This is a genomic window from Paenarthrobacter sp. YIM B13468 (genome assembly GCF_042788025.1).
Taxonomy (GTDB): Bacteria; Actinomycetota; Actinomycetes; order Actinomycetales; family Micrococcaceae; genus Arthrobacter; species Arthrobacter aromaticivorans.
In genome coordinates this window covers 66208-85421 of sequence record NZ_JBHZPI010000003.1, presented here as the reverse complement: position 1 = coordinate 85421, position 19214 = coordinate 66208, and the positions used below count along the sequence as shown (strand labels likewise).

Sequence of the window (19214 nt, the reverse complement as noted above, 5' to 3'; positions counted from 1 at the left end):
GCGTCGGTCCACGGGTGTCTCTTGGTTGAGTCTAGGGGAAATCACGGGATACGGACATATGTCCCGGAACGTCTGAAGGGAGCACTTGCCGGGCCATGACCTTTGGCCCTAGACCAACGTCCCCATATCCGGAACCCTTTTATCTGAGCGTGAACAGCGTGGAGGTAGCATGCACCGTACGAGGGGTGCAAACGATTGCAGCGAGGGTTGCAGCCAGTGACCAATTCGTACGGTCGGCCTGCGGGTCTTACGGCCGAGGAAGTCTCGCAGCGGGTCCGTGACGGCATGGTCAACGTCATGCCCGACCCAACCAGCCGAAGCTTGGCGGCTATCGTCCGCGCCAACGTCCTTACGCTTTTCAACGGCATAGTGCTGTCCGGGTTTATGCTTCTGCTCTTCCTCGGACAGTGGCAAGACGCCCTTTTCGGGTTGGCGGCCATCGGAAACGCCCTCATTGGCGTGATTCAGGAATACCGCGCCAAACGATCACTCGATCGCCTGACCATCATCCACGCAGCCACGGCCAGAGTGGTCCGGGACGGACATAACCAGGAAATTCCCGCAACCGGACTGGTGATGGATGACCTGCTGTTGCTTGGCGCCGGCGATCAACTGCCAGCTGACGCAGTTGTCATCGGGGACGGTTCCCTGGAGGTGGACGAGTCGTTGCTCACCGGCGAATCCGCACCTGTCCCCAAGCGCAGCGGGGACCTGCTGTTGTCTGGCTCCTTGGTTTTTGCCGGGTCCGGTTCTGCCAGGCTCATCAGGGTCGGCAGGGAAACATTTGCCAACCGCCTGACAGCTGATGCCAAACGCTTTTCCCTTGTGACCTCCGAAATACGCAGGGGAATCGACAAGGTGCTTGGTGTCGTGGCCTGGATCGTCCTGCCGGTGACGCTGCTGGTATTGAATTCGCAGTTTGTCCAGCAGGACGGCTGGGAGGCAGCATTGGCTTCCGGGGATTGGCGGCAGAGCGCTGTATCCACAGTAGCAAGTACCATAGCCATGATTCCCCTAGGCTTGGTGCTATTGACCTCCGTCGCCTTCGCAGTTGGTGCCGTTCGCCTGGCCCGGCAGAAAGTCCTCATCCAGGAACTGGCAGCTGTTGAAGTACTCGCCCGCGTGGACGTCCTGTGCTTGGACAAGACAGGAACGCTCACGGACGGACAAATGGCCTTCGACGCCGTCCACCACCTCCGGGACGACGCTATGGATGGCTGGAGCGAGGCATTGGAATGGTTTGGTGCCAATCAGCCGGCCAACGCCACCTCACGGTCCGTCGGGGAGGCTTTCCCCCTGAAACGGGAGCCGTACGCCTTGGCTTCAGTGCCGTTCGACTCAGCGCGGAAGTGGAGTTCGGTGACACTCGAAAAATCCCAGGGCGGCTCCTGCACGTGGGTACTTGGGGCCCCGGAAGTTGTCCTGGCGGGAGGCCATCCTGGCTGCAGTTCCGCACGGCAACGGGCTGAACGGCTGATTTCGTCCGGTTTCCGAACCATGGCGTTAAGCCGCTCCATTTTGGACACTGATGGGTCCCAGATCCGCTTGCCCCCCGATTGCGAACCGGTGCTGCTCCTGACATTCCGTGAAAGTATGAGGCAGGATGCACCGCGCACGCTGGCCTACTTCCGTGAAGAGGGAGTGGCCATAAAGATTCTTTCCGGCGATGATCCGCGCACAGTTGGTCTGCTGGCCGGCAAGCTGGGCCTGGAAGACACGGGTGCAATCGACGCCAGCACCTTGCCGGAAGATCGCGCAGTGTTGGAAAGGCTCATCGAAGAACATTCGGTGTTCGGACGCGTCTCCCCGAAGCAAAAGAGGGAGCTGGTGCTCGCCTTGCAGCGCCGGGGCCACACAATTGCGATGACGGGAGACGGTGTCAATGACACCTTGGCGCTCAAAGTCGCAGACCTTGGCATTGCGATGGACTCTGCAGCGCCGGCCACCAAGGCTGTGGCGCGCATCGTCCTGCTCGACGGCAAATTCAGCCGGCTTCCTGCAGTGGTGGCTGAAGGGCGCAGGGTAATCAACAACATGGAGCGGGTTTCCATGTTGTTTCTCAGCAAAACGGCCTATGCGGTTGCTATTTCCGTGTTCTGCGGGACGCTCCTGCTGCCCTTTCCATTCCTTCCACGCCAACTGTCCGCCGTCGATGGACTGACCATCGGGCTGCCCGCGTTCTTCCTGGCCTTGCTTCCCAATTCGCGTGGCTATACCCGCGGATTCCTGCGCCGCTCGCTGTCCTTCGCTGTACCTGCGGGGCTGGCCACCGCAGCAGGGGTAACCGCGCTCAATTACTACGTCGAAGCCACAGGCAACTTCAGCATCGACCAGGCCCGCTCCGCATCGACCATGGCTTTGACACTCATTGGTTCGTGGATCCTGGCAGTCATCGCGCGTCCGCTCGACGCCAGGAAAACGGCTGTCCTTGTGTCGATGTATATCGGCACCATCAGTGTGTTCAGTTTCCCGCTGCTCAGTGACTTCTTCCGGCTCGACTGGCCCCCGGGCGATCTCTTACCGGTGACGTTGGTAGTTGCGGTGGCGTCCAGCGCCGCCGTCGAGATCGCAGGACGACTCCGCAGGAGGATCCCGCCCGGCCCCAAGAGTGGTGTCCCGTGACCTTTGGCTCTGGTTTGGGCCCATCCAACCTGCAAGCCTCGTGGCAGTGAATCATGGAAGGACGTAGTAATGCGTGCATGGTGGGTAGGTAATCCCGGACCAATATCGACCCGGCCCTTGGTGCAAGGAAATCGGACAGATCCCCGGCCCAAAGCCGGGGAGATATTGATCCGTGTGAGTGTGTGCGGTGTATGCCGGACCGACCTGCACTTGGCTGAAGGTGATTTGCCGCCGCGCGGCGCCAACGTGGTTCCGGGCCACGAGGCCGTTGGGACTGTGCTCGAAACCGGCTCGAATGAAAGCAGGTTCGCGCCGGGCGACCGCGTAGGCGTGGCATGGCTCGGTGGCACCTGCGGAACCTGTACCTTCTGCCGACGGGGCAAGGAAAACCTTTGCCTGGCACCAACCTTCACGGGATGGGACCGCGACGGTGGATTCGCGGAGCTGCTAACGGCCCAGGAGGATTTTGTCTATGCCGTCCCCGCCCGCTTCACGGACGAACAGGCCGCTCCCCTTCTCTGCTCGGGAATTATCGGCTACCGCGCGCTGAAACGATCTTCCCTACCGCCAGGTGGGCGCCTGGGCATCTACGGTTTCGGGGGCTCTGCTCACCTCACCGCCCAGATTGCGATGCATCAGGGCGCCTCGGTCTTCGTCATGACACGTTCAGCCGAAGCCCAGGCGCTTGCCCGTTCCCTTGGTGCGGAGTACGTTGGGGGCGCCGCAGACGTTCCTCCGGTAAAACTCGACTCCGCCATTCTTTTCGCACCGGCGGGAAATCTGGTGCCCTACGCATTGAGGTCGCTGGACCGCGGCGGAACCCTGGCCATTGCCGGCATACACCTCACGGACATTCCATCACTCCGGTATGCCGACGACCTGTTCTACGAACGCCAGGTCCGGAGCGTAACAGCCAATACGCGCGCGGACGGCGTAGAACTGCTGGCCATCGCAGCGGACATGGCATTGACACCGACCACAACCACGTACGACTTCGCGCGGGCAGACCAGGCCCTGGACGACCTGGCCAACGACCGGATCACCGGAGCTGCCGTGCTCCGCGTCCACTGACCATTAGATGCCCCGGCAGGTGGCCAGGACCGGTCCGCTGGCTTCGAAGGACTTTCGACTCTGGATGGCCGTCCCTTGGTGACCGAGGCTATAAGTGCCCGGGGAACCAGTCCCGGCGTTGATTACACCAGAGTTGATCGGACCAGGAGGAAGACATGACGGACTTGATGAAATGGTTTGACTCGCGTCGTTCGCCCATTGAGCTAATCGAGAGGCTCTTCGATGCAGACACCGGCACGGGTGCGATAAGGGTTGAAGAAGTGATTGAGGGCAACACCTTGGTTGTCCGGGCCGAGCTCCCCGGAATCGATCCCGAAAAGGACGCTGAAATCACCGTCTCCGATGGCGCATTGACGATCAAGGCCGAAAGGCAGGAGAAGAAAGAGCAGAAGGACAAAGACAGTTATCGCTCAGAGTTCCGCTACGGATCCTTCTTCCGGCGCGTCCCGCTACCTGACGGGGTGCAGGAAAGTGATGTTAAGGCGTCGTATAAAGACGGGGTCCTGGAAGTAAGGGCTCCCATCCCGGAGCCGGCGTCGGTAGCCTCCCATTCAAGAATCCCCATCACCAGGGAGTAGTCGTTTGGCCCGGCCTCACCGGGCCAATCGATTTGTCGGGAACTTTGCTTCCGGCCGGGTGCGGCCGCCGGGGCCTAGCCGAAGAGTTCCTCGGCTTCCAAATACCGTGAAACCGGCACCGATTTGGTGGTCCCCAAGGCGGCTTCCAGGCCCACGGTAGTAATGTCCGTTCCGCGCAGGGACACCATGGTCCCCCATTCTCCGGCCGCGGCTGCCCGGACCGCTGCCATTCCCAGACGGGTTGCCAGGACCCGGTCAAAAGCAGTGGGCTCGCCGCCACGTTGAATGTGGCCAAGAACGGTTGCGCGGGTCTCGATTCCCGTAAGGTCCTGCAGTTGCTGTTCCAACAGCAACGCGATGCCACCGAGGCGGGGGCGGCCGAATGTGTCCAGTCCACGCGGCGAGTACGGTGCGTCCCGGCCGGCAGGCACAAACGCCTCGGCGACAACAACCAAGGGCGCCCGGCCGCGCGCATGCGCCGAATTGACCCATGCGGCAATCTGGTTCATAGTCACTCGATGCTCGGGAATGAGTATGGCGTGTGCACCTGCGGCCATGCCCGCATGCAGCGCGATCCACCCGGCGTTGCGTCCCATCACCTCAGCAATCATGCACCGATGATGCGACTCACCCGTGGTGCGCAGCCTGTCGATCGCTTCAGTGGCCGTCTGGACTGCGGTATCGAAACCAAATGTGAAGTCGGTAGCGCCCAAGTCATTGTCAATGGTTTTCGGCACCCCGATGACGTTGATCCCTGCATCCGACAGAATCCTGGCCGCAGCCAGGGTGCCCTCTCCCCCTATCGCAATCAATCCCTCCACTCCATTGCGCTGCAACGAATCCGATACAGGCGCGGGGCTGTCCGCCTTCAAAGGATTTGTCCGTGACGTGCCCAGGATTGTTCCGCCGAGTCGGGAGATTCCGCGAACAGCCCGCCGAGGCAACGGGATGACGTCGTCCTCCAGCACGCCTCGCCAGCCGTCGCGGAATCCAACGAATTCGACCCCGTGGGTCAAGGCTCCTCCCAGCACCGCCCCTCTGATGACAGCGTTCGAGCCCGGGCAGTCGCCACCGCTTGTCAGGATGCCCAATCGGTTCATTGGCGATCGCTCCGGCGTGTTGATTGCATCCGGAAGCTTCGGGTGTCTCCACACGCCAACATCACGGTTTGGCCATGGACCGTGACCCTGACCGGTGGTGCGTCGCCCGGGGCAGAGGAAATGCGGATGCGTCCATCCTTCAGTTGGATGTCCATGAAGTGGCCCCGGTAGGTCACGTGGAAGGAGACCGATCGAAGGCCGTGGGGCATGTTCGGCGTGAACGACAACCCCATCCGGTCCAGCCGCAGGCCAGCGAAGCTTCTCTGGACCACGTCTATGGTGCCAGCCATCGCTCCCAGATGTATACCTGCTTTAGTGGTGCCGTGCTGGGTGTCATCGAGGTCAGCGTCAAGGGCTTCCCTGAAACTCTCCCATGCACGTTCCGGGTCCAAGGCGGCCAGTACAGAGGCGTGCGCGACCCTGCTCAAAGTCGAACCGTGCGCCGTTCTCGCCAGGTAGTACTCAACCGTTCGATCCAACTGTTCCGGCTGCAGGGCGTAACCCAGCCTGCCTAGAAACGAAATGAGACCTTGTCGTCCCATGAGGTAAGGCAGCATGAGAACGTCGGCCTGTTTGGCCAGCTTGTATCTGTTGACATCGTCTCCCTCTGCTTCGAGGATGAGGTCCAACCGCTCAATGTTGTCGTACCGTTGGCGGTACTTGTCCCAGTCCAGTTCCTCCAGCCGGTCATAGCCGGCGAATTGGCTGATGATTCCATCCTTGGTGAAGGGCACAAACATGGCACGAGACAGGCGGCCCCACCGGGCAACTTCGTGTTCCGTGACGCAAAGGCGTTCAAGGAGGTCGGCCAACTCATGACCCGAGAAGGTATCGGGAATCCCTGCTGCACAGGCACAGACCCACGCAGCCATCACGTTGGTGTACGCGTTGTCATCGAGGCCGGGATTCCTGTTTCCAGGCAAACACGTGTGGTACTCGTCCGGTCCCACTACCCCACGGATGTGGTAACGGTGGTCCGCGGAGTCGTACTCGGCGACAGCGGCAAAATAGCGGGCAACTTCCACCACAAGGTCCGCCCCTTTTCGCGAAAGCCACGCCAAGTCGTTGGTGGCCTCAAAGTACTGCCACGCGTTAAAGGCCACAGCAAGCCCCACATGCCTTTGCAAGTGCGAGTGGTCCGGCACCATACGTCCCGACCTCGCGTTGTACAGCCACCGCGGAGTTTCTTCAGTACTGTCGCTCCCGCTTTGCCACGGAAACCTGGCACCGGCTAGACCGCCGCCGGCCGCAGCCTGCCGGGCCGCGGGGAGCCGTCGCCAACGGTAGTCCAACAAGGCCCGCGCCACGTCAGGTGTCCTTGACGTGAGAACGGGAAGGACGAACAGCTCGTCCCAGAAGACGTGGCCCCGGTACCCTTCACCATGCAACCCCCGTGCAGGCACGCCAACATCAAGTTCGCTTGTATGCCGCGTCAGCGTTTGCAGCAAGTGGAACAGGTGGAGATTCAGGACCAGCTTTACCTGTGCCGGAGCATCCAATTCCACCTTGAACGGGCGGATCGTCCGCTGCCACGCCGCCTCATGGGCCCGCAGGAGCTTGTCGAAATCAGTGCCGGCCCTTTCAAGGCTCGCGGCGGCCGCCGTGCCAGCCGAGGAAATGGGCCTATCCCGGGAAGTCACTACGGCCACGATCCTCGTCACCGTCACTGCTGCACCGTCGGAACAATGGCTTTCGAAAGTCCGGAAGTGGAAAGCCCCCTTGCTCCCCGGAATCCCCTCGATGCCGCCGACATCAGCGCGAAGACCCACGCCGATCCGAATCTGGCTTTGGCTGGTTTCCGCTTCCACCATCAGGGTGTTCGCTTGATCGGCGCCCGCTCCGTCAAAGGTTGTCCGGTCAGTCAAGTGTTTCCGGCCCGTCAAGGGTGGTTCGGGAAGGTTTGCGTTGCGTACGCCCACATCGACACCCACCCGGATTCCAATCAATCCACTCCAACCCAGTGGCGTTATGCGGGTCTTGAGGGCCATCAGGTGGGGATCGGCCATGGAGACGAGTCGCGCCTCGCTGACTTCCAGGCGCCGTCCGTCGGGTGACTCCAGGACGAGACGCCGCGCGAGGACTGCCTTGTCCATCTGAAGTGTTCGTCGCTCATGGATCACCCGCAGCCCGTCACGAGACCACCAGGAACCGCCTTCCAGCCGCAAATCCATCGGGAGGCAATCGGGCCCGTTCACCATGTGTTCCTCGAAGACGGTCTCCTGACCGACTCCGGACGGGACACGATTGAACACCCCGGCAAGATACATCCCGGCATACCGCGTGGTCCGGTTGGATTCCATCACGGCGCCGCGGACGCCCATGTAGCCGTTCCCGAGTGTTGTCAGTGCCTCGCGATGCCCCTCGTGGTCCGGATCGGTGCCCTCGAAGATCAGCTGCCACGGCTCACCCATGACCAGCCCAAGGTCAAGTTCACTGACGTCGTTGAGCACTACGCTCGCGCCAGCGGCTTCGAGTTGGTTCCGGATTCCCCTGCGATCAATCCCCACCACCAGCCCGAACCCGCCCCGATGGGCGGACTCCACCCCCGCAACAGAGTCTTCTATGACCACTGCACGCGTTGGCGGGACGTTCAATCGGTGGGCGGCTTCAAGGAAGACCTCGGGCGAAGGCTTGCCGGGAAGGCCCATCGCGGTGGCTGTCGTCCCGTCAAGGACTGCGGCGAAGGTATCTTCCATGCCGGCCGCAGCCAGGACGGCAGTGGCATTGCGACTTGAGGTCACCACAGCCGTTGGCACCCCCGATGCCTTCAAACCCGCCAGGAACTGGACTGTTCCGGGGTAGGTTTTGACACCGTCAGTCCGTAGACGCGCCAAGTAGGCCTTGTTTTTCAACGCCCCCAAACCGAAAGCGGTCCACTCCCCTGTGGGGTCGCTTGGTAGTCCCGCCGGTATTCGAACACCCCGGGACGCCATGAGATCCATCAAACCTTGTTCGCGGGGCTTTCCGTCCAGCAATCCGAAGTAGTCGCCCGGTTTAAAGGCGCGGCGGTCGGCGTCCGGCGGAAAGCGGGGATCACGAATGATCGCCTCATAGGCGTCCTTCCAAGCCGCTTGATGAACAGTCGCAGTGGTGGTCACCACCCCGTCCAAGTCAAGAATGACGGCATCATAAGGGGGCCTGGCCGCTGCAGCGGTGGGTGATCCCTTCATGTGACGCTGTCCTCGGCCGGCCGCTGTTCGGCCGCTGCGATCATCGGCAAGGTGCGGAGGAAGGTGTCCGGGTTCAATGAGATCGAGTCGATACCCTCGTGGACCAGGAACCCGGCGAAATCGGGGTGGTTGCTTGGCCCTTGACCGCACAATCCGATCTTGATTCCCGCACGATGTGCTGCCTTGATGACTTGGGAAATCATTGTGGTCACGGCGGGATCCCGTTCATCGAAAAGCCCGGCCAACATTTCCGAATCCCGATCGACGCCCAGAACCAATTGGGTGAGGTCGTTGGATCCCACTGAAAAGCCATCGAACATCTGCGCGAATTGTTCTGCCAGCACGACGTTCGAAGGCACCTCGCACATCATGTAGATCCTGAGCCCATTGCTGCCTCGCACCAGACCGTTGTCCGCCATGACATCCATGACCGTCTCCGCCTCGTGAATCGTTCGGCAAAACGGGACCATGACAATGATGTTGGTGAAGCCAATAACGTCCCGGACGCGCTTCAAGGCCCTGCACTCCAGCTCGAAACCCTCCTTATACTCATTGCTGTAATACCTGGAGGCGCCCCGGAAGCCCAGCATGGGGTTTTCTTCGGGGCGCTCGAAGTATTGGCCTCCCATCAGGTGCGCGTATTCATTGCTCTTGAAATCGCTGAGCCGTACAACCACGGGCTTGGGATGGAACGGAGCCGCGATCTTCGCAATTCCTGTGGCCAGGACCGAAACGAAATACTCCTCGGGACTTTCGTAATTGGCGGTCAGCTCACGGATCGACGCGGCTGTATCCGCATCAGTGATCCGCTCCGGGTGCACCAAGGCCATGGGATGAACGCGGATCAGATTGTTGATGATGAATTCCATCCTGGCCAAGCCCACCCCAGCTACCGGCAGCCGCCACCAGCGAAACGCGGCAGAAGGGCTGGCAACATTGATCATCACGTCAGTCCGGGTGGCCGGAAGCGTTCCCAAGTCCACTTCTTCGACGTCGAACTCCAGCAAGCCCTCATAAACCCTGCCTTGCTCACCTTCAGCGCATGAGACCGTCACTTCTGAGCCGGGCTTGAGGACTCCCGTGGCGTTTCCTGTTCCAACAATTGCCGGGACCCCGAGTTCCCTGCTGACGATGGCAGCGTGGCTGGTGGGGCCACCATGATCCGTGACAATGCCCGCAGCACGCTTCATGACGGGGACCCAATCGGGGTCCGTCATCTGCGTAACCAGAATGGAGCCATCCACGAACGATTCGATATCCCCCGCATCCCGGATGACACAGACGGGGCCCTGGGTGATCGACTCGCCCACCGCCGCACCGGTTGCCAGGAGCCTCCCAGGGCGCCGAAGGTGGTGCATGCGGAAACTGGAGGCAGACCGTTGGGCTTGGACAGTTTCCGGACGCGCCTGGACCATGAACAGCTCTCCCGTGACGCCGTCCTTTGCCCACTCCATATCCATGGGACGGCCGTAGTGCTCTTCCACAGCAGCGCCCCACCGTGCCAGCTGGAGTATCTCCGAATCCGTCAGGACCAACGAGCGCTGTTCCTGCTCGCTCGTGGCTACGAGCCGGGTCCGGGCACTACCACCCTGCCCGTAGACCATCTTCCGTTCCTTGGCTCCAATATCGCGTTGGATCACCGGTACCAGCGACGGATCGCCCAGGAGCGGCTTGAAGACCTGATACTTGTCAGGGTTGATGGTTCCTTGAACAACCGTCTCCCCCAGACCCCAGGCCGCGCTGATGACGACGCTCCGCGGAAAACCGGACTCAGTGTCAATGGAGAACATGACACCGGAGGCCCCGACGTCGGAGCGGACCATTCGCTGTACGCCTACTGACAGGGCCACGTCCAAGTGCCCAAAGCCCTTGATCTCCCTGTAGCTGATGGCCCGGTCAGTGAACAGGGATGCGTAGCACTGCCTGCAGGCCTCCAGGACGCCACGCTCGCCGGAAACGTTGAGATATGTTTCCTGCTGGCCGGCAAAGCTCGCGTCCGGCAAATCCTCTGCCGTCGCACTGCTCCGAACAGCCACCGCAAGCTGTTCCTGGCCTGCGCGTTCGCACAGCATGCCGTAACTCTGCTGAACGCTGCGGGCGAAGTCCGGCGGGAATTCGGCCGATAGGAATGCTTCCCTGATGATGCTCCCGGCCTGCCGCAAGGATGAGCCTCCGGAACGGTAACGGTCCAACGAATCACTGATCACCGATTCCAGGCCGTTCGCGGAAAGGAAATGGCGGTAGGCGTCAGCAGTGGTGGCAAATCCATCAGGTACCTTCACTCCCGCGGACCGAAGAGACCTCGTCAACTCACCCAGTGAGGCATTCTTACCGCCCACGAAGGGGATGTCCTGGATGCCTGAATCTTCAAACCACATGATGTGGGCGCTGTTCAACGAAGCTTCATGTGCTGAATACATGCCTTGATTCTGGACGCACGGGCGCAGGATGGGGAGGGTCTTTGGTCCCCGGGCCTGTTGTGACTTTTGGCCCTGTTTCGCATGCTGGCAGCCGCCCATGCTGGAAAAGAGAGCAGGAGGCAAAACCATGGAACTATCCAACTTCGAGAAGCTGGAATTGGACAAGATCGCGCGGGGACTCGAAGAAGACGACCCCAGGCTGGCCACCCTCATGAGCATGGAAGATCTGGGACGAATCCGTTGGAAGTACGCCATCCGGGGAGCCCTTGTTGGTCTCTCAGGATTGGCCTTGCTGCTGGCCGGCGTCGCGCTGGGTGAACCAGTGCTCGGAATAACCGGCTTCATGGTGATGGGCGGTGGCACCTACTGGGCAACGCTCTTCATAGATGCCCGTCCCGCCCGCAGGAAAACCGCGGCCACGAGGCTCCACCAGGGAAGAGACAGGGAAACACCATGAAAGCAGTTGTTGTCTACGACTCCGCTTATGGGAATACGAAGGCCATCGCGGAGGCCGTGGCGGCCGGTCTGGGAACGACCAACGCAAGGACAATGCCGGTCGGAAAGTTCGGCCGCGGGGACGTTTCGGTTGGCGACCTGTTGGTCGTGGGGAGCCCCATCAACGGCTGGCGGCCAACGCCCAAGACCCTGGAAGTTTTGGCCGCTCTTGGGACCCAGGGACTTTCCGGGATTCTCGCAGCTTCCTTCGACACCAGAGTCAAGTTGTTCATCCACGGCGATGCAGCCAAAAAGATCTCCCAGCAACTGAAAAAGGCCGGCGCAACGCTGGTCAGCCAGCCCACGCCTTTCTACGTCAAAGGGACGGAAGGCCCCCTTTTGGCCGGCGAGACTGAGCGCGCACGGACTTGGGGCGGGGAGCTCCTTGCACAGATGAAATCCCATGCAACCAGAAGGAGCGCCTGATGGCCGGTCGTTTGGACCCCAGCAAGATCATCGTCGGTGTGGATGGTTCCAAAGCGTCGGTAGAAGCCTTGCGCCAGGGCCAGCATCTGGCCCTGGCACTCAATGCCCCTCTGGAGGCATGGGGCTGCTGGGAGCTTCCGTTGGGATACGAAGGCTATTTGGCCATGGGCATAGACGGCTTTGCCCATGATGCCGAGCAACACGTGGCGGATGCCCTCAAGGAGGCTTTCGGGGCGGACTTGCCAAAGAACGTCAGTACACGGCTTGTTCAAAGCTCGGCCCGGGCTGCCTTGGTGGAAGGCAGCAAGCATGCAGCGCTCGTTGTCGTCGGCCGCCGTGGACACGGTGGCTTTGGTGGCCTCCTTCTTGGTTCAGTGAGTTCTGCTGTCGTCGCACACGCCCACTGTCCCGTCGTCGTCGTCCATTCACGCGAACCCGCCACCTGACATGGAACCGGACCAGAAAACGCGGCTTCCAGCCCAAAGGCCTGCGGCTCCTGAACCGGCAAGCCCACGTGCGGTGATTGAGTGCTCGGGCCTGACCAAAGCCTTCGGACGCAAAATTGCCCTCGACGCGGTCAACCTGAGCGTCCCTGAAGGCTCGATCTTCGGTTTCCTTGGCCCCAACGGCGCAGGAAAGACCACACTGCTCCGCATCATGACGGGCCTCTCCCATGCTACATCCGGCGGACTTCGGATACTCGGCATGGACGTCGGCGCCGAAGCACCCCAGGTCCGTCGCGAAGTTGGCTACCTCCCTGACGTTCCGGCCTTCTACGACTGGATGACAGCTTCCCAAACCCTTGAGCTCGCCGGCCGGCTGTGCGGGCTCAAGGGCAAACTTCTTGCCGATCGGGTCCAGGAGCTGTTGGGCTTTATGAGGTTGAAGGGAAACAACCAGGCAATCGGGAAGTACTCACGGGGAATGCGTCAGCGTCTGGGTGTGGCGCAGGCCTTGATAAACGCCCCCAGGCTACTTTTGCTGGACGAACCCACCAGCGCGCTGGACCCCGGCGGACGAAGGGAACTCCTGGAATTCATCGGCGGGCTGCGGGGGCAGACAACGGTGTTCTTCTCAACCCATATCCTCAGCGATGTGGAGCGTGTTTGCGACTCAGTGGCCATCCTCGACAAGGGCAAGGTCCTCTCCCAATCCTCAATGGACGAGCTTCGGTCCAGGCATGGACAACAGACAATCGCAGTGGAGGTCAGTACCGGAGCCGAGAGGCTCGCCCAAGCAATCGCCGGAAGGAAGTGGACCATATCGGTGCGCCCCGGTCCGCGGGGGGAAATCCTCGCGCGCGTATCGGATGTGGCTGCAGCCCAGCACGAGATCCCCGCTCTGGTCAGTGAGCAAGGTACGGGCTTGGTGCGTCTGGAAAGCGCCGAGATCAGCCTGGAAGACATTTTCCTCGAACTCGTTGGAGAACCGGTGCCATGAACAGCTTGCCAGTCCTCGCCCGGAAGGAAGCCCAGGAGATAGTACACACGTGGCGTATATGGGTGCTTCCCGCGATGGTGATCTTCTTTGCCGTCACCGGCCCGCCCCTGGCCCGGATCACTCCTGAGCTCCTGGGATCACTTACGGCCGGGACCCCGGGGTCGATCACGCTTCCCCCGGCAACGTTTGCCGACGCTTACGGGCAATGGGTCAAGAACCTGTCCCAGATCATCCTGTTCGCCGTCATCATCATGTATGGCGGAATGGTCTCCACCGAGGTCCGCGAAGGCACCGCCGCTTTCGTCCTCACCAAGCCTGTGCGCAGAAGCACGTTCATCACTGCCAAGGCAGCCGTTCATGGGCTCTTCCTCGCCATCGCGTTTGGCCTCGGCACCTTGGCAACGTGGCTGGTCACCCAATTGGTGTTTGGCGACGCACCCGCCGGCCGGCTCTGGGGCCCGGCGCTCCTGCTCCTCCTCTTCACACTGGTGATCCTCGCCTTTATGGAACTCTTTTCGGTCTTGATTCCGGCCCCGGCAGGGGCCGCCGGGGCCGGACTTGGCCTGTATGCCCTCCTCGCAGTGGGCGGAGCATGGGACCCGTTGGCGAGCTATTCTCCGGCAGGGGTCCCCGGTCTGGCAGCCGCCATAACGGCGGATCAAGCACATCCTTCGCCGGTCTGGCCTGTGATCACCGGGCTCGCTGGCATAGCGGCCGCTGTTGCCTTGGCCACGCTGGCTTTCAAAAGGAAAGAACTGTAGCGATGACGAAACCAGCCTCAATCGCAATGCTCGTCGTCGGCATCGTTTTGTCACTCTTGGGACTCGTCGTCACCACTGGAGGGGCAGCGGCTGCCTTATTGGCCTCGGGCCAAGGCGATGAGGGCTACTTCACCTCGCGCACGGAACGCTACACCGTGGCATCGTACGCGTTGGTCTCTCCACAACTGGATGGCATCGGCGAAGGAACCCCTGAAAGGCTCCCCTTCGACGTTGGCACGCTGAGGCTCAGGGCAACGCCGGCCGAACCTGACGGCCGGGTTTTCATCGGCATCGCGCCACAATCCGATGTTGATACCTATCTGAAGGGAGTCCACTATACGGAGCTGCAGGAAGTGAAGTTCCAGCCCTTCCGCCCCGTCTATCGGGACATCCCGGGGTCGTCGACTCCGGCCTCACCCGATGGTCAACCCATGTGGGCCGCCTCAACTTCCGGTCCGGGACAACAGGAACTCACATGGAACATATCCGCAGGCAGCTGGACTGTGGTCGTCATGAATGCCGATGCAAGTGAGGGTGTTTCCGCCGATCTCCAGGCAGGCTTCCGATCAGAGCTCATTAAGCCTGCGGCAACGGGCCTGCTGCTCGCCGGCACTCTGGCCCTCGTCCTCGGCGTGCCGTTGTTGGTAGCAGGCGCCGTAGGCCTCGGCAGGCACGGCCGCGCCACATCGCCAGTGCCCCAGCAGGCAGCCTTCGTCGCCGGGCAACAACCGGGAGCCGCAGGGACCATTGGCTATCCGGTTCGCTTGGGAGGCCATGTGGATCCGGCCTTGGCACGTTGGATATGGCTGGTCAAATGGTTCCTTGCGATTCCGCATTTCTTCGTGCTGTTCTTCCTTTGGTTTGCATTCGCGGTGACCACCGTTATCGCGTGGTTTGCCATTCTGTTCACGGGCCGGTACCCGCAGTCACTCTTCCACTTCAACGTGGGCGTCCTGCGGTGGACCTGGCGTGTGGCTTTCTACGCCTACGCTGCAGGCGGAACGGATCAATACCCACCGTTCACACTTGCACCTGCCAACTACCCTGCTGACCTGGACATCGACTATCCGCAGCGTCTTTCCCGTGGACTTGTCCTTATCAAGTCCTGGTTCCTGCTCATCCCGCACTTGCTCATTGTCGGAGCCATGACTGGCACGGCGACGTGGTCGTGGCGCTCGCAGGACGGACCCGCCGGCGTGGTGGGCGACCGCGGCGGAGGATTGTCGCTGCTTGCCCTGCTGGTGCTTATTGCCCTGGTGATGCTGCTGTTCACCGGCAGGTATCCCCAACCACTTTTTGCTTTCATCATGGGCCTGAACAGATGGGTGTTCCGCGTCCTTGCCTACGGCGCCCTCATGCGTGACGAGTACCCTCCATTCCGGCTTGACCAGGGACCTGATGAGCCGTACGTGGCCCGGGCTCCGGATCCAAACCAACAGGACGGCCACCCGTGACCGGGAACGGCCTGCCGCCCAGGCGTAAGGCTCGACGGCGGATGGTCGCCGTCGTGCTTTTGGTTGCCCTGGCGGTTATTGCGGCCGGCCTGACGCTGATGATCAGCTTGAGGCCAAACGGATCTCCGGGCGCCGTGACGCAGACTGCATCGCCCGAGCCAGATGCGGCAAGTTCCCCAGCCAGTCCTACGCCTCCTACCCCCGACGCGACACCAACCACGGAGCCATCTCTGGTTCCCCCACCGGAACCGTCACCCACCGTTCCCGGAACCACGACGGCCGCGCCGCCTGCCCTCCCCTTTCCAGAGCCCCTCCTTGGACAGGACATCACGTCGATTCCAGGAGCAGGAAGACAGATCGCCTTGACCTTCGACGGCGGTGCCAATGCGGCAGGACTTCAGAGCATTCTGTCCACGCTCGAGCGGGAGAACGTCCGGGCGACGTTCTTCCTGACAGGAACCTGGGCAGCGGCCAATCCGGACGGCGTGGCCCGGATAGTGGCATCCGGGCATCGCCTGGGCAACCATTCGATGACCCACCCGGCTTTCACCCAGCTCACGGACCCGATGATCGCCGACGAAATCGGACGCGCCGAATCGGCCATCGTTGCTGCAGGTGGTTCACCCCGGCCCTTCTTCCGGTTCCCTTTCGGAGACAGGGACGCCCGGACCATCAACACAGTCAACGGCCTCGGCTATGTGCCCGTGCGTTGGAGCGTGGACACCCTCGGATGGCAGGGAACCAGCGGCGGCATGACCCGTGAATCCGTACTCCAACGGGTCTTGGGGGGTTTGCAGCCGGGCGGCATCGTCCTCATGCATATTGGTTCGAATCCCGACGACGGCAGCACCCTGGATGCAGACGCTTTGCCGTTAGTCATTGAAGGGACACGGTCCGCCGGATTTGGTTTCGTTACCCTCGATGCGCTCTTGGCCGGCTAGTCCAAAGGATGCGCTCCGATGAAGAACGGCATCCAGACAGCCCACCACAGCCTGCGCGCCCATGAGGTAGTGCTGCTCCTGGAAGCCGACGCGTTTCGCGGCCTCAAGGTTGATGAAATTGCGGGTCGGAGGCAAGCCTACGGACTGAACGTGCTCCCGCGCAGTGCCCGAAGCGGGATTCTGCGCGCCACGGGCCGTCAGTTCAACAATCCCTTGGTCTATGTGCTGATTGCTGCGGCCATCGTGACCCTGGTTCTCGGTGAGTTTGTGGACACCAGCGTCATTCTTGGAGTTGTGATCGTCAACGTCGTGATCGGACTCATCCAGGAAGTCCGTGCAGAGGCGGCGTTGGAGGCATTGCGCTCTCTTGTGGCTACGCGCAGCGTCGTGGTCAGAGGGGGCCAACGCATGGAGGTAGCCTCCGAGTATTTGGTGCCGGGAGACCTCGTATTGCTGGAAGCAGGCGACAAGGTTCCCGCGGACATCCGGCTGGTACGTGCTTCCGGTCTACGCGTTGACGAGTCCGCCCTGACGGGGGAATCCGAAGCAGTGAGCAAAGACGAGGTCGTCCTACCGCTCACCACACCCGTGGCCGACCGCCGCAACATGCTCTATGGAGGCACCCTGGTCACCACCGGCAACGGCTCCGGAATCGTTGTCGCCATTGCCGGCGAGACGGAACTCGGGGCGATCCAGCGGCTCATGGGGGCGGTCACTCCGGCACCCACTCCCCTTACCAAGAAACTGGCCTCATTCAGCATGAGACTCACTGTGGCAATCCTCGCGTTGGCTGCGCTTGCATTCATCATTGGCGTGGTCCGGGGCCAACATCCCGCCGGAATGTTTACCGCCGCTGTCGCCTTGGCGGTCGGCGCCATACCCGAGGGACTGCCAGCTGCCGTTTCCGTGACGCTGGCCATTGGAGTGAGAAGGATGGCCCGCCGACGTGCAGTGGTCCGTCGGCTTCCTGTGGTGGAGACCTTGGGGAGCACCACAGTTATCTGCTCGGACAAGACCGGCACGTTTACTGAGAACCAGATGACAGTGACCGCGCTAAGGACGCCCTCCTGCCACTATGAGGTCACAGGAACCGGATATGGTCCTGCGGGAGCCATCGCGGCTCCTTCCCCGGTGCAACCTGCAGTTCCTGCGGCCGCCGGTGACGCTGCGCTACGTTGGTGCCTTGTGGCCGGTGCTGTCTGCAACGATTCCGCAGTCTTCCAGGAAGATGGGCAGTGGCATGTGCGGGGTGACCCTACAGAAGCGGCCATGATCGTGGTTTCGGGCAAGGGCGGGGTGGATATCCAGCGCTTCATTTCCTGCAATCCCAGGCAGGGCACCCTCCCGTTCACGCACGAACGCCAATACATGGCAAGTTTCCATAAGGACGCTGCCTCGGAAACGGGCAGCCTGCTTCTGGTCAAAGGAAGCCTTGAACGTGTTTTGGAACTTTCTTCCAGCCACATGGGCAGCGACGGCAGCTCCATGCCGCTCGACGGGCGGACCATCAGCGAGGCCGCTGAGGAACTTGCCGGACGTGGCCTCCGGATACTGGCAACAGCCATGAAGCGCCTGCCCGGAGCACCGGAAATCGACGCCACGACACCGCTTGAAGGACTCGTGTTTACGGGGTTTCAGGCGATGTACGATCCTCCGCGGGCTGCAGCCGCAGGTGCTGTGCGCTCCTGCCGGGACGCCGGCATTGCCGTGAAGATGATCACGGGCGACCACCTTGGAACCGCCATCGCTATCGCCGAAGCCGTTGGTCTTGACAGCGTAACAACCCCTAAAAGAGCCCTTGCGGGCACCGACCTTGAAGGCATGGGCGAGGAAGAACTGGCGGCCGCGGCGGACAAGGCGTCAGTATTCGCAAGGGTATCGCCGGAACTGAAACTGCGCCTTATCGATGCGCTGCAAAACAAGGGGCACGTCGTCGCCATGACAGGAGACGGCGTTAACGACGCGCCCGCACTTCGGCAAGCCAACGTCGGGATCGCTATGGGCCGGTCAGGAACGGAAGTCGCCAAGGAGGCATCTGACATTGTGCTGACCGATGACAATTTCGCGACCATCGAAGCCGCAGTCGAGGAAGGCCGGAATGTCTTCGACAATCTGGTTAAGTTCATCACCTGGACCCTCCCGACCAATATGGGAGAGGGCCTGGTCATCCTGGTGGCCATTGTCCTGGGCTCGACGCTCCCAATCCTGCCGACGCAGATTTTGTGGATCAACATGACGACGGCTGTTGCCCTTGGGCTCATGCTCGCCTTCGAACCGAAGGAACCCGGTCTCATGTCCAGGCCTCCGCGGGATCCGGGCCAGTCCCTGCTGACCTGGACCCTGATGCTCCGCATCCTGCTTGTTTCCGTCCTCCTCGTGGGTGGTACCTGGTGGATCTTCGAATTCGAGACAACCCATGGATCCACGCTCGATGAGGCGCGCACGTCAGCCGTCAATCTCTTTGTCATGGTGGAACTCTTCTACTTGTTCAGCTGTAGGTCACTGACGCGCTCCGTGTGGAAGCTGCCCCTTTTCAGCAACCACTGGCTTGTTGTGGGTGTTGTCATCCAAGCAGCAGGACAAGCGGCACTTACCTACCTGCCGTCCATGAACGACGTGTTCCACACTGCTCCCCTGTCATGGGAAGCGTGGCTGCGCATTCTCGGAGTCGCCCTCCTGGCGTCCCTGGTTGTGGCATTGGACAAGCACTTTCGTGGCAACATCATTTAGGAGGAA

14 protein-coding genes are annotated in these 19214 nt (G+C 61.5%); 11 read left to right on the top strand and 3 right to left on the bottom strand.

Annotated features, from left to right (window positions below):
- Nucleotides 1-216 precede the first annotated feature (216 nt).
- The 3 genes from ACFX4T_RS04045 to ACFX4T_RS04035 all read left to right on the top strand — a co-directional run bounded on the left by ACFX4T_RS04045 (nucleotide 217) and on the right by ACFX4T_RS04035 (nucleotide 4271).
- Nucleotides 217-2622: an HAD-IC family P-type ATPase gene (locus ACFX4T_RS04045; protein WP_377650865.1), complete on the top strand. Its 2406-nt coding sequence runs from the start codon at nucleotides 217-219 to the stop codon at nucleotides 2620-2622.
- 69 nt (nucleotides 2623-2691) lie between these two features.
- Nucleotides 2692-3693, top strand: a complete 1002-nt coding sequence (locus tag ACFX4T_RS04040) for a zinc-dependent alcohol dehydrogenase family protein (protein WP_223949122.1) — start codon at nucleotides 2692-2694, stop codon at nucleotides 3691-3693.
- A 155-nt stretch (nucleotides 3694-3848) separates the two neighbouring features.
- Complete coding sequence (locus ACFX4T_RS04035) at nucleotides 3849-4271, top strand: Hsp20/alpha crystallin family protein (protein ID WP_216923619.1); 423 nt, start codon at nucleotides 3849-3851, stop codon at nucleotides 4269-4271.
- Between the two features lie 74 nt (nucleotides 4272-4345).
- Here the strand turns inward: ACFX4T_RS04035 and ACFX4T_RS04030 are convergent, their stop codons facing one another.
- From ACFX4T_RS04030 to ppsA, 3 genes are read right to left on the bottom strand one after another with little or no spacing between them, the layout of a single operon-like run.
- Nucleotides 4346-5371, bottom strand: a complete 1026-nt coding sequence (locus ACFX4T_RS04030) for an ATP-dependent 6-phosphofructokinase (RefSeq protein ID WP_377650864.1) — start codon at nucleotides 5369-5371, stop codon at nucleotides 4346-4348.
- Nucleotides 5368-8541 (bottom strand): HAD-IA family hydrolase, encoded by a 3174-nt coding sequence (locus tag ACFX4T_RS04025; protein ID WP_377650863.1) that lies wholly within the window; start codon nucleotides 8539-8541, stop codon nucleotides 5368-5370. Before ACFX4T_RS04025 ends, ACFX4T_RS04030 begins: the two co-directional genes overlap by 4 nt.
- Nucleotides 8538-10961: a phosphoenolpyruvate synthase gene (gene ppsA, locus ACFX4T_RS04020; RefSeq protein WP_377650862.1), complete on the bottom strand. Its 2424-nt coding sequence runs from the start codon at nucleotides 10959-10961 to the stop codon at nucleotides 8538-8540. The genes ACFX4T_RS04025 and ppsA overlap by 4 nt, the downstream gene beginning before the upstream one ends.
- A 127-nt stretch (nucleotides 10962-11088) precedes the next feature.
- Between ppsA and ACFX4T_RS04015 the strand changes: the two genes are divergently transcribed.
- The 8 genes from ACFX4T_RS04015 to ACFX4T_RS03980 all read left to right on the top strand — a co-directional run bounded on the left by ACFX4T_RS04015 (nucleotide 11089) and on the right by ACFX4T_RS03980 (nucleotide 19208).
- Nucleotides 11089-11418 (top strand): DUF3040 domain-containing protein, encoded by a 330-nt coding sequence (locus ACFX4T_RS04015; protein WP_216923615.1) that lies wholly within the window; start codon nucleotides 11089-11091, stop codon nucleotides 11416-11418.
- Complete coding sequence (locus ACFX4T_RS04010; RefSeq protein WP_216923614.1) at nucleotides 11415-11882, top strand: flavodoxin domain-containing protein; 468 nt, start codon at nucleotides 11415-11417, stop codon at nucleotides 11880-11882. Before ACFX4T_RS04015 ends, ACFX4T_RS04010 begins: the two co-directional genes overlap by 4 nt.
- Nucleotides 11882-12328, top strand: a complete 447-nt coding sequence (locus ACFX4T_RS04005) for a universal stress protein (protein ID WP_216923613.1) — start codon at nucleotides 11882-11884, stop codon at nucleotides 12326-12328. The genes ACFX4T_RS04010 and ACFX4T_RS04005 overlap by 1 nt, the downstream gene beginning before the upstream one ends.
- Before the next feature lie 73 nt (nucleotides 12329-12401).
- A complete protein-coding gene (locus ACFX4T_RS04000) occupies nucleotides 12402-13322 on the top strand; it encodes an ATP-binding cassette domain-containing protein (RefSeq protein ID WP_377650861.1) in 921 nt (306 codons plus the stop codon).
- Complete coding sequence (locus ACFX4T_RS03995; RefSeq protein WP_377650859.1) at nucleotides 13319-14083, top strand: ABC transporter permease; 765 nt, start codon at nucleotides 13319-13321, stop codon at nucleotides 14081-14083. Before ACFX4T_RS04000 ends, ACFX4T_RS03995 begins: the two co-directional genes overlap by 4 nt.
- Nucleotides 14084-14085: 2 nt before the next feature.
- Nucleotides 14086-15537 carry a DUF4389 domain-containing protein gene (locus ACFX4T_RS03990; protein WP_377650858.1) on the top strand — a complete coding sequence of 484 codons (1452 nt, stop codon included), beginning with the start codon at nucleotides 14086-14088 and terminating at the stop codon, nucleotides 15535-15537.
- Complete coding sequence (locus ACFX4T_RS03985; protein WP_377650857.1) at nucleotides 15534-16478, top strand: polysaccharide deacetylase family protein; 945 nt, start codon at nucleotides 15534-15536, stop codon at nucleotides 16476-16478. Before ACFX4T_RS03990 ends, ACFX4T_RS03985 begins: the two co-directional genes overlap by 4 nt.
- 18 nt (nucleotides 16479-16496) lie before the next feature.
- Nucleotides 16497-19208: an HAD-IC family P-type ATPase gene (locus ACFX4T_RS03980; protein WP_377650856.1), complete on the top strand. Its 2712-nt coding sequence runs from the start codon at nucleotides 16497-16499 to the stop codon at nucleotides 19206-19208.
- Nucleotides 19209-19214 lie beyond the last annotated feature (6 nt).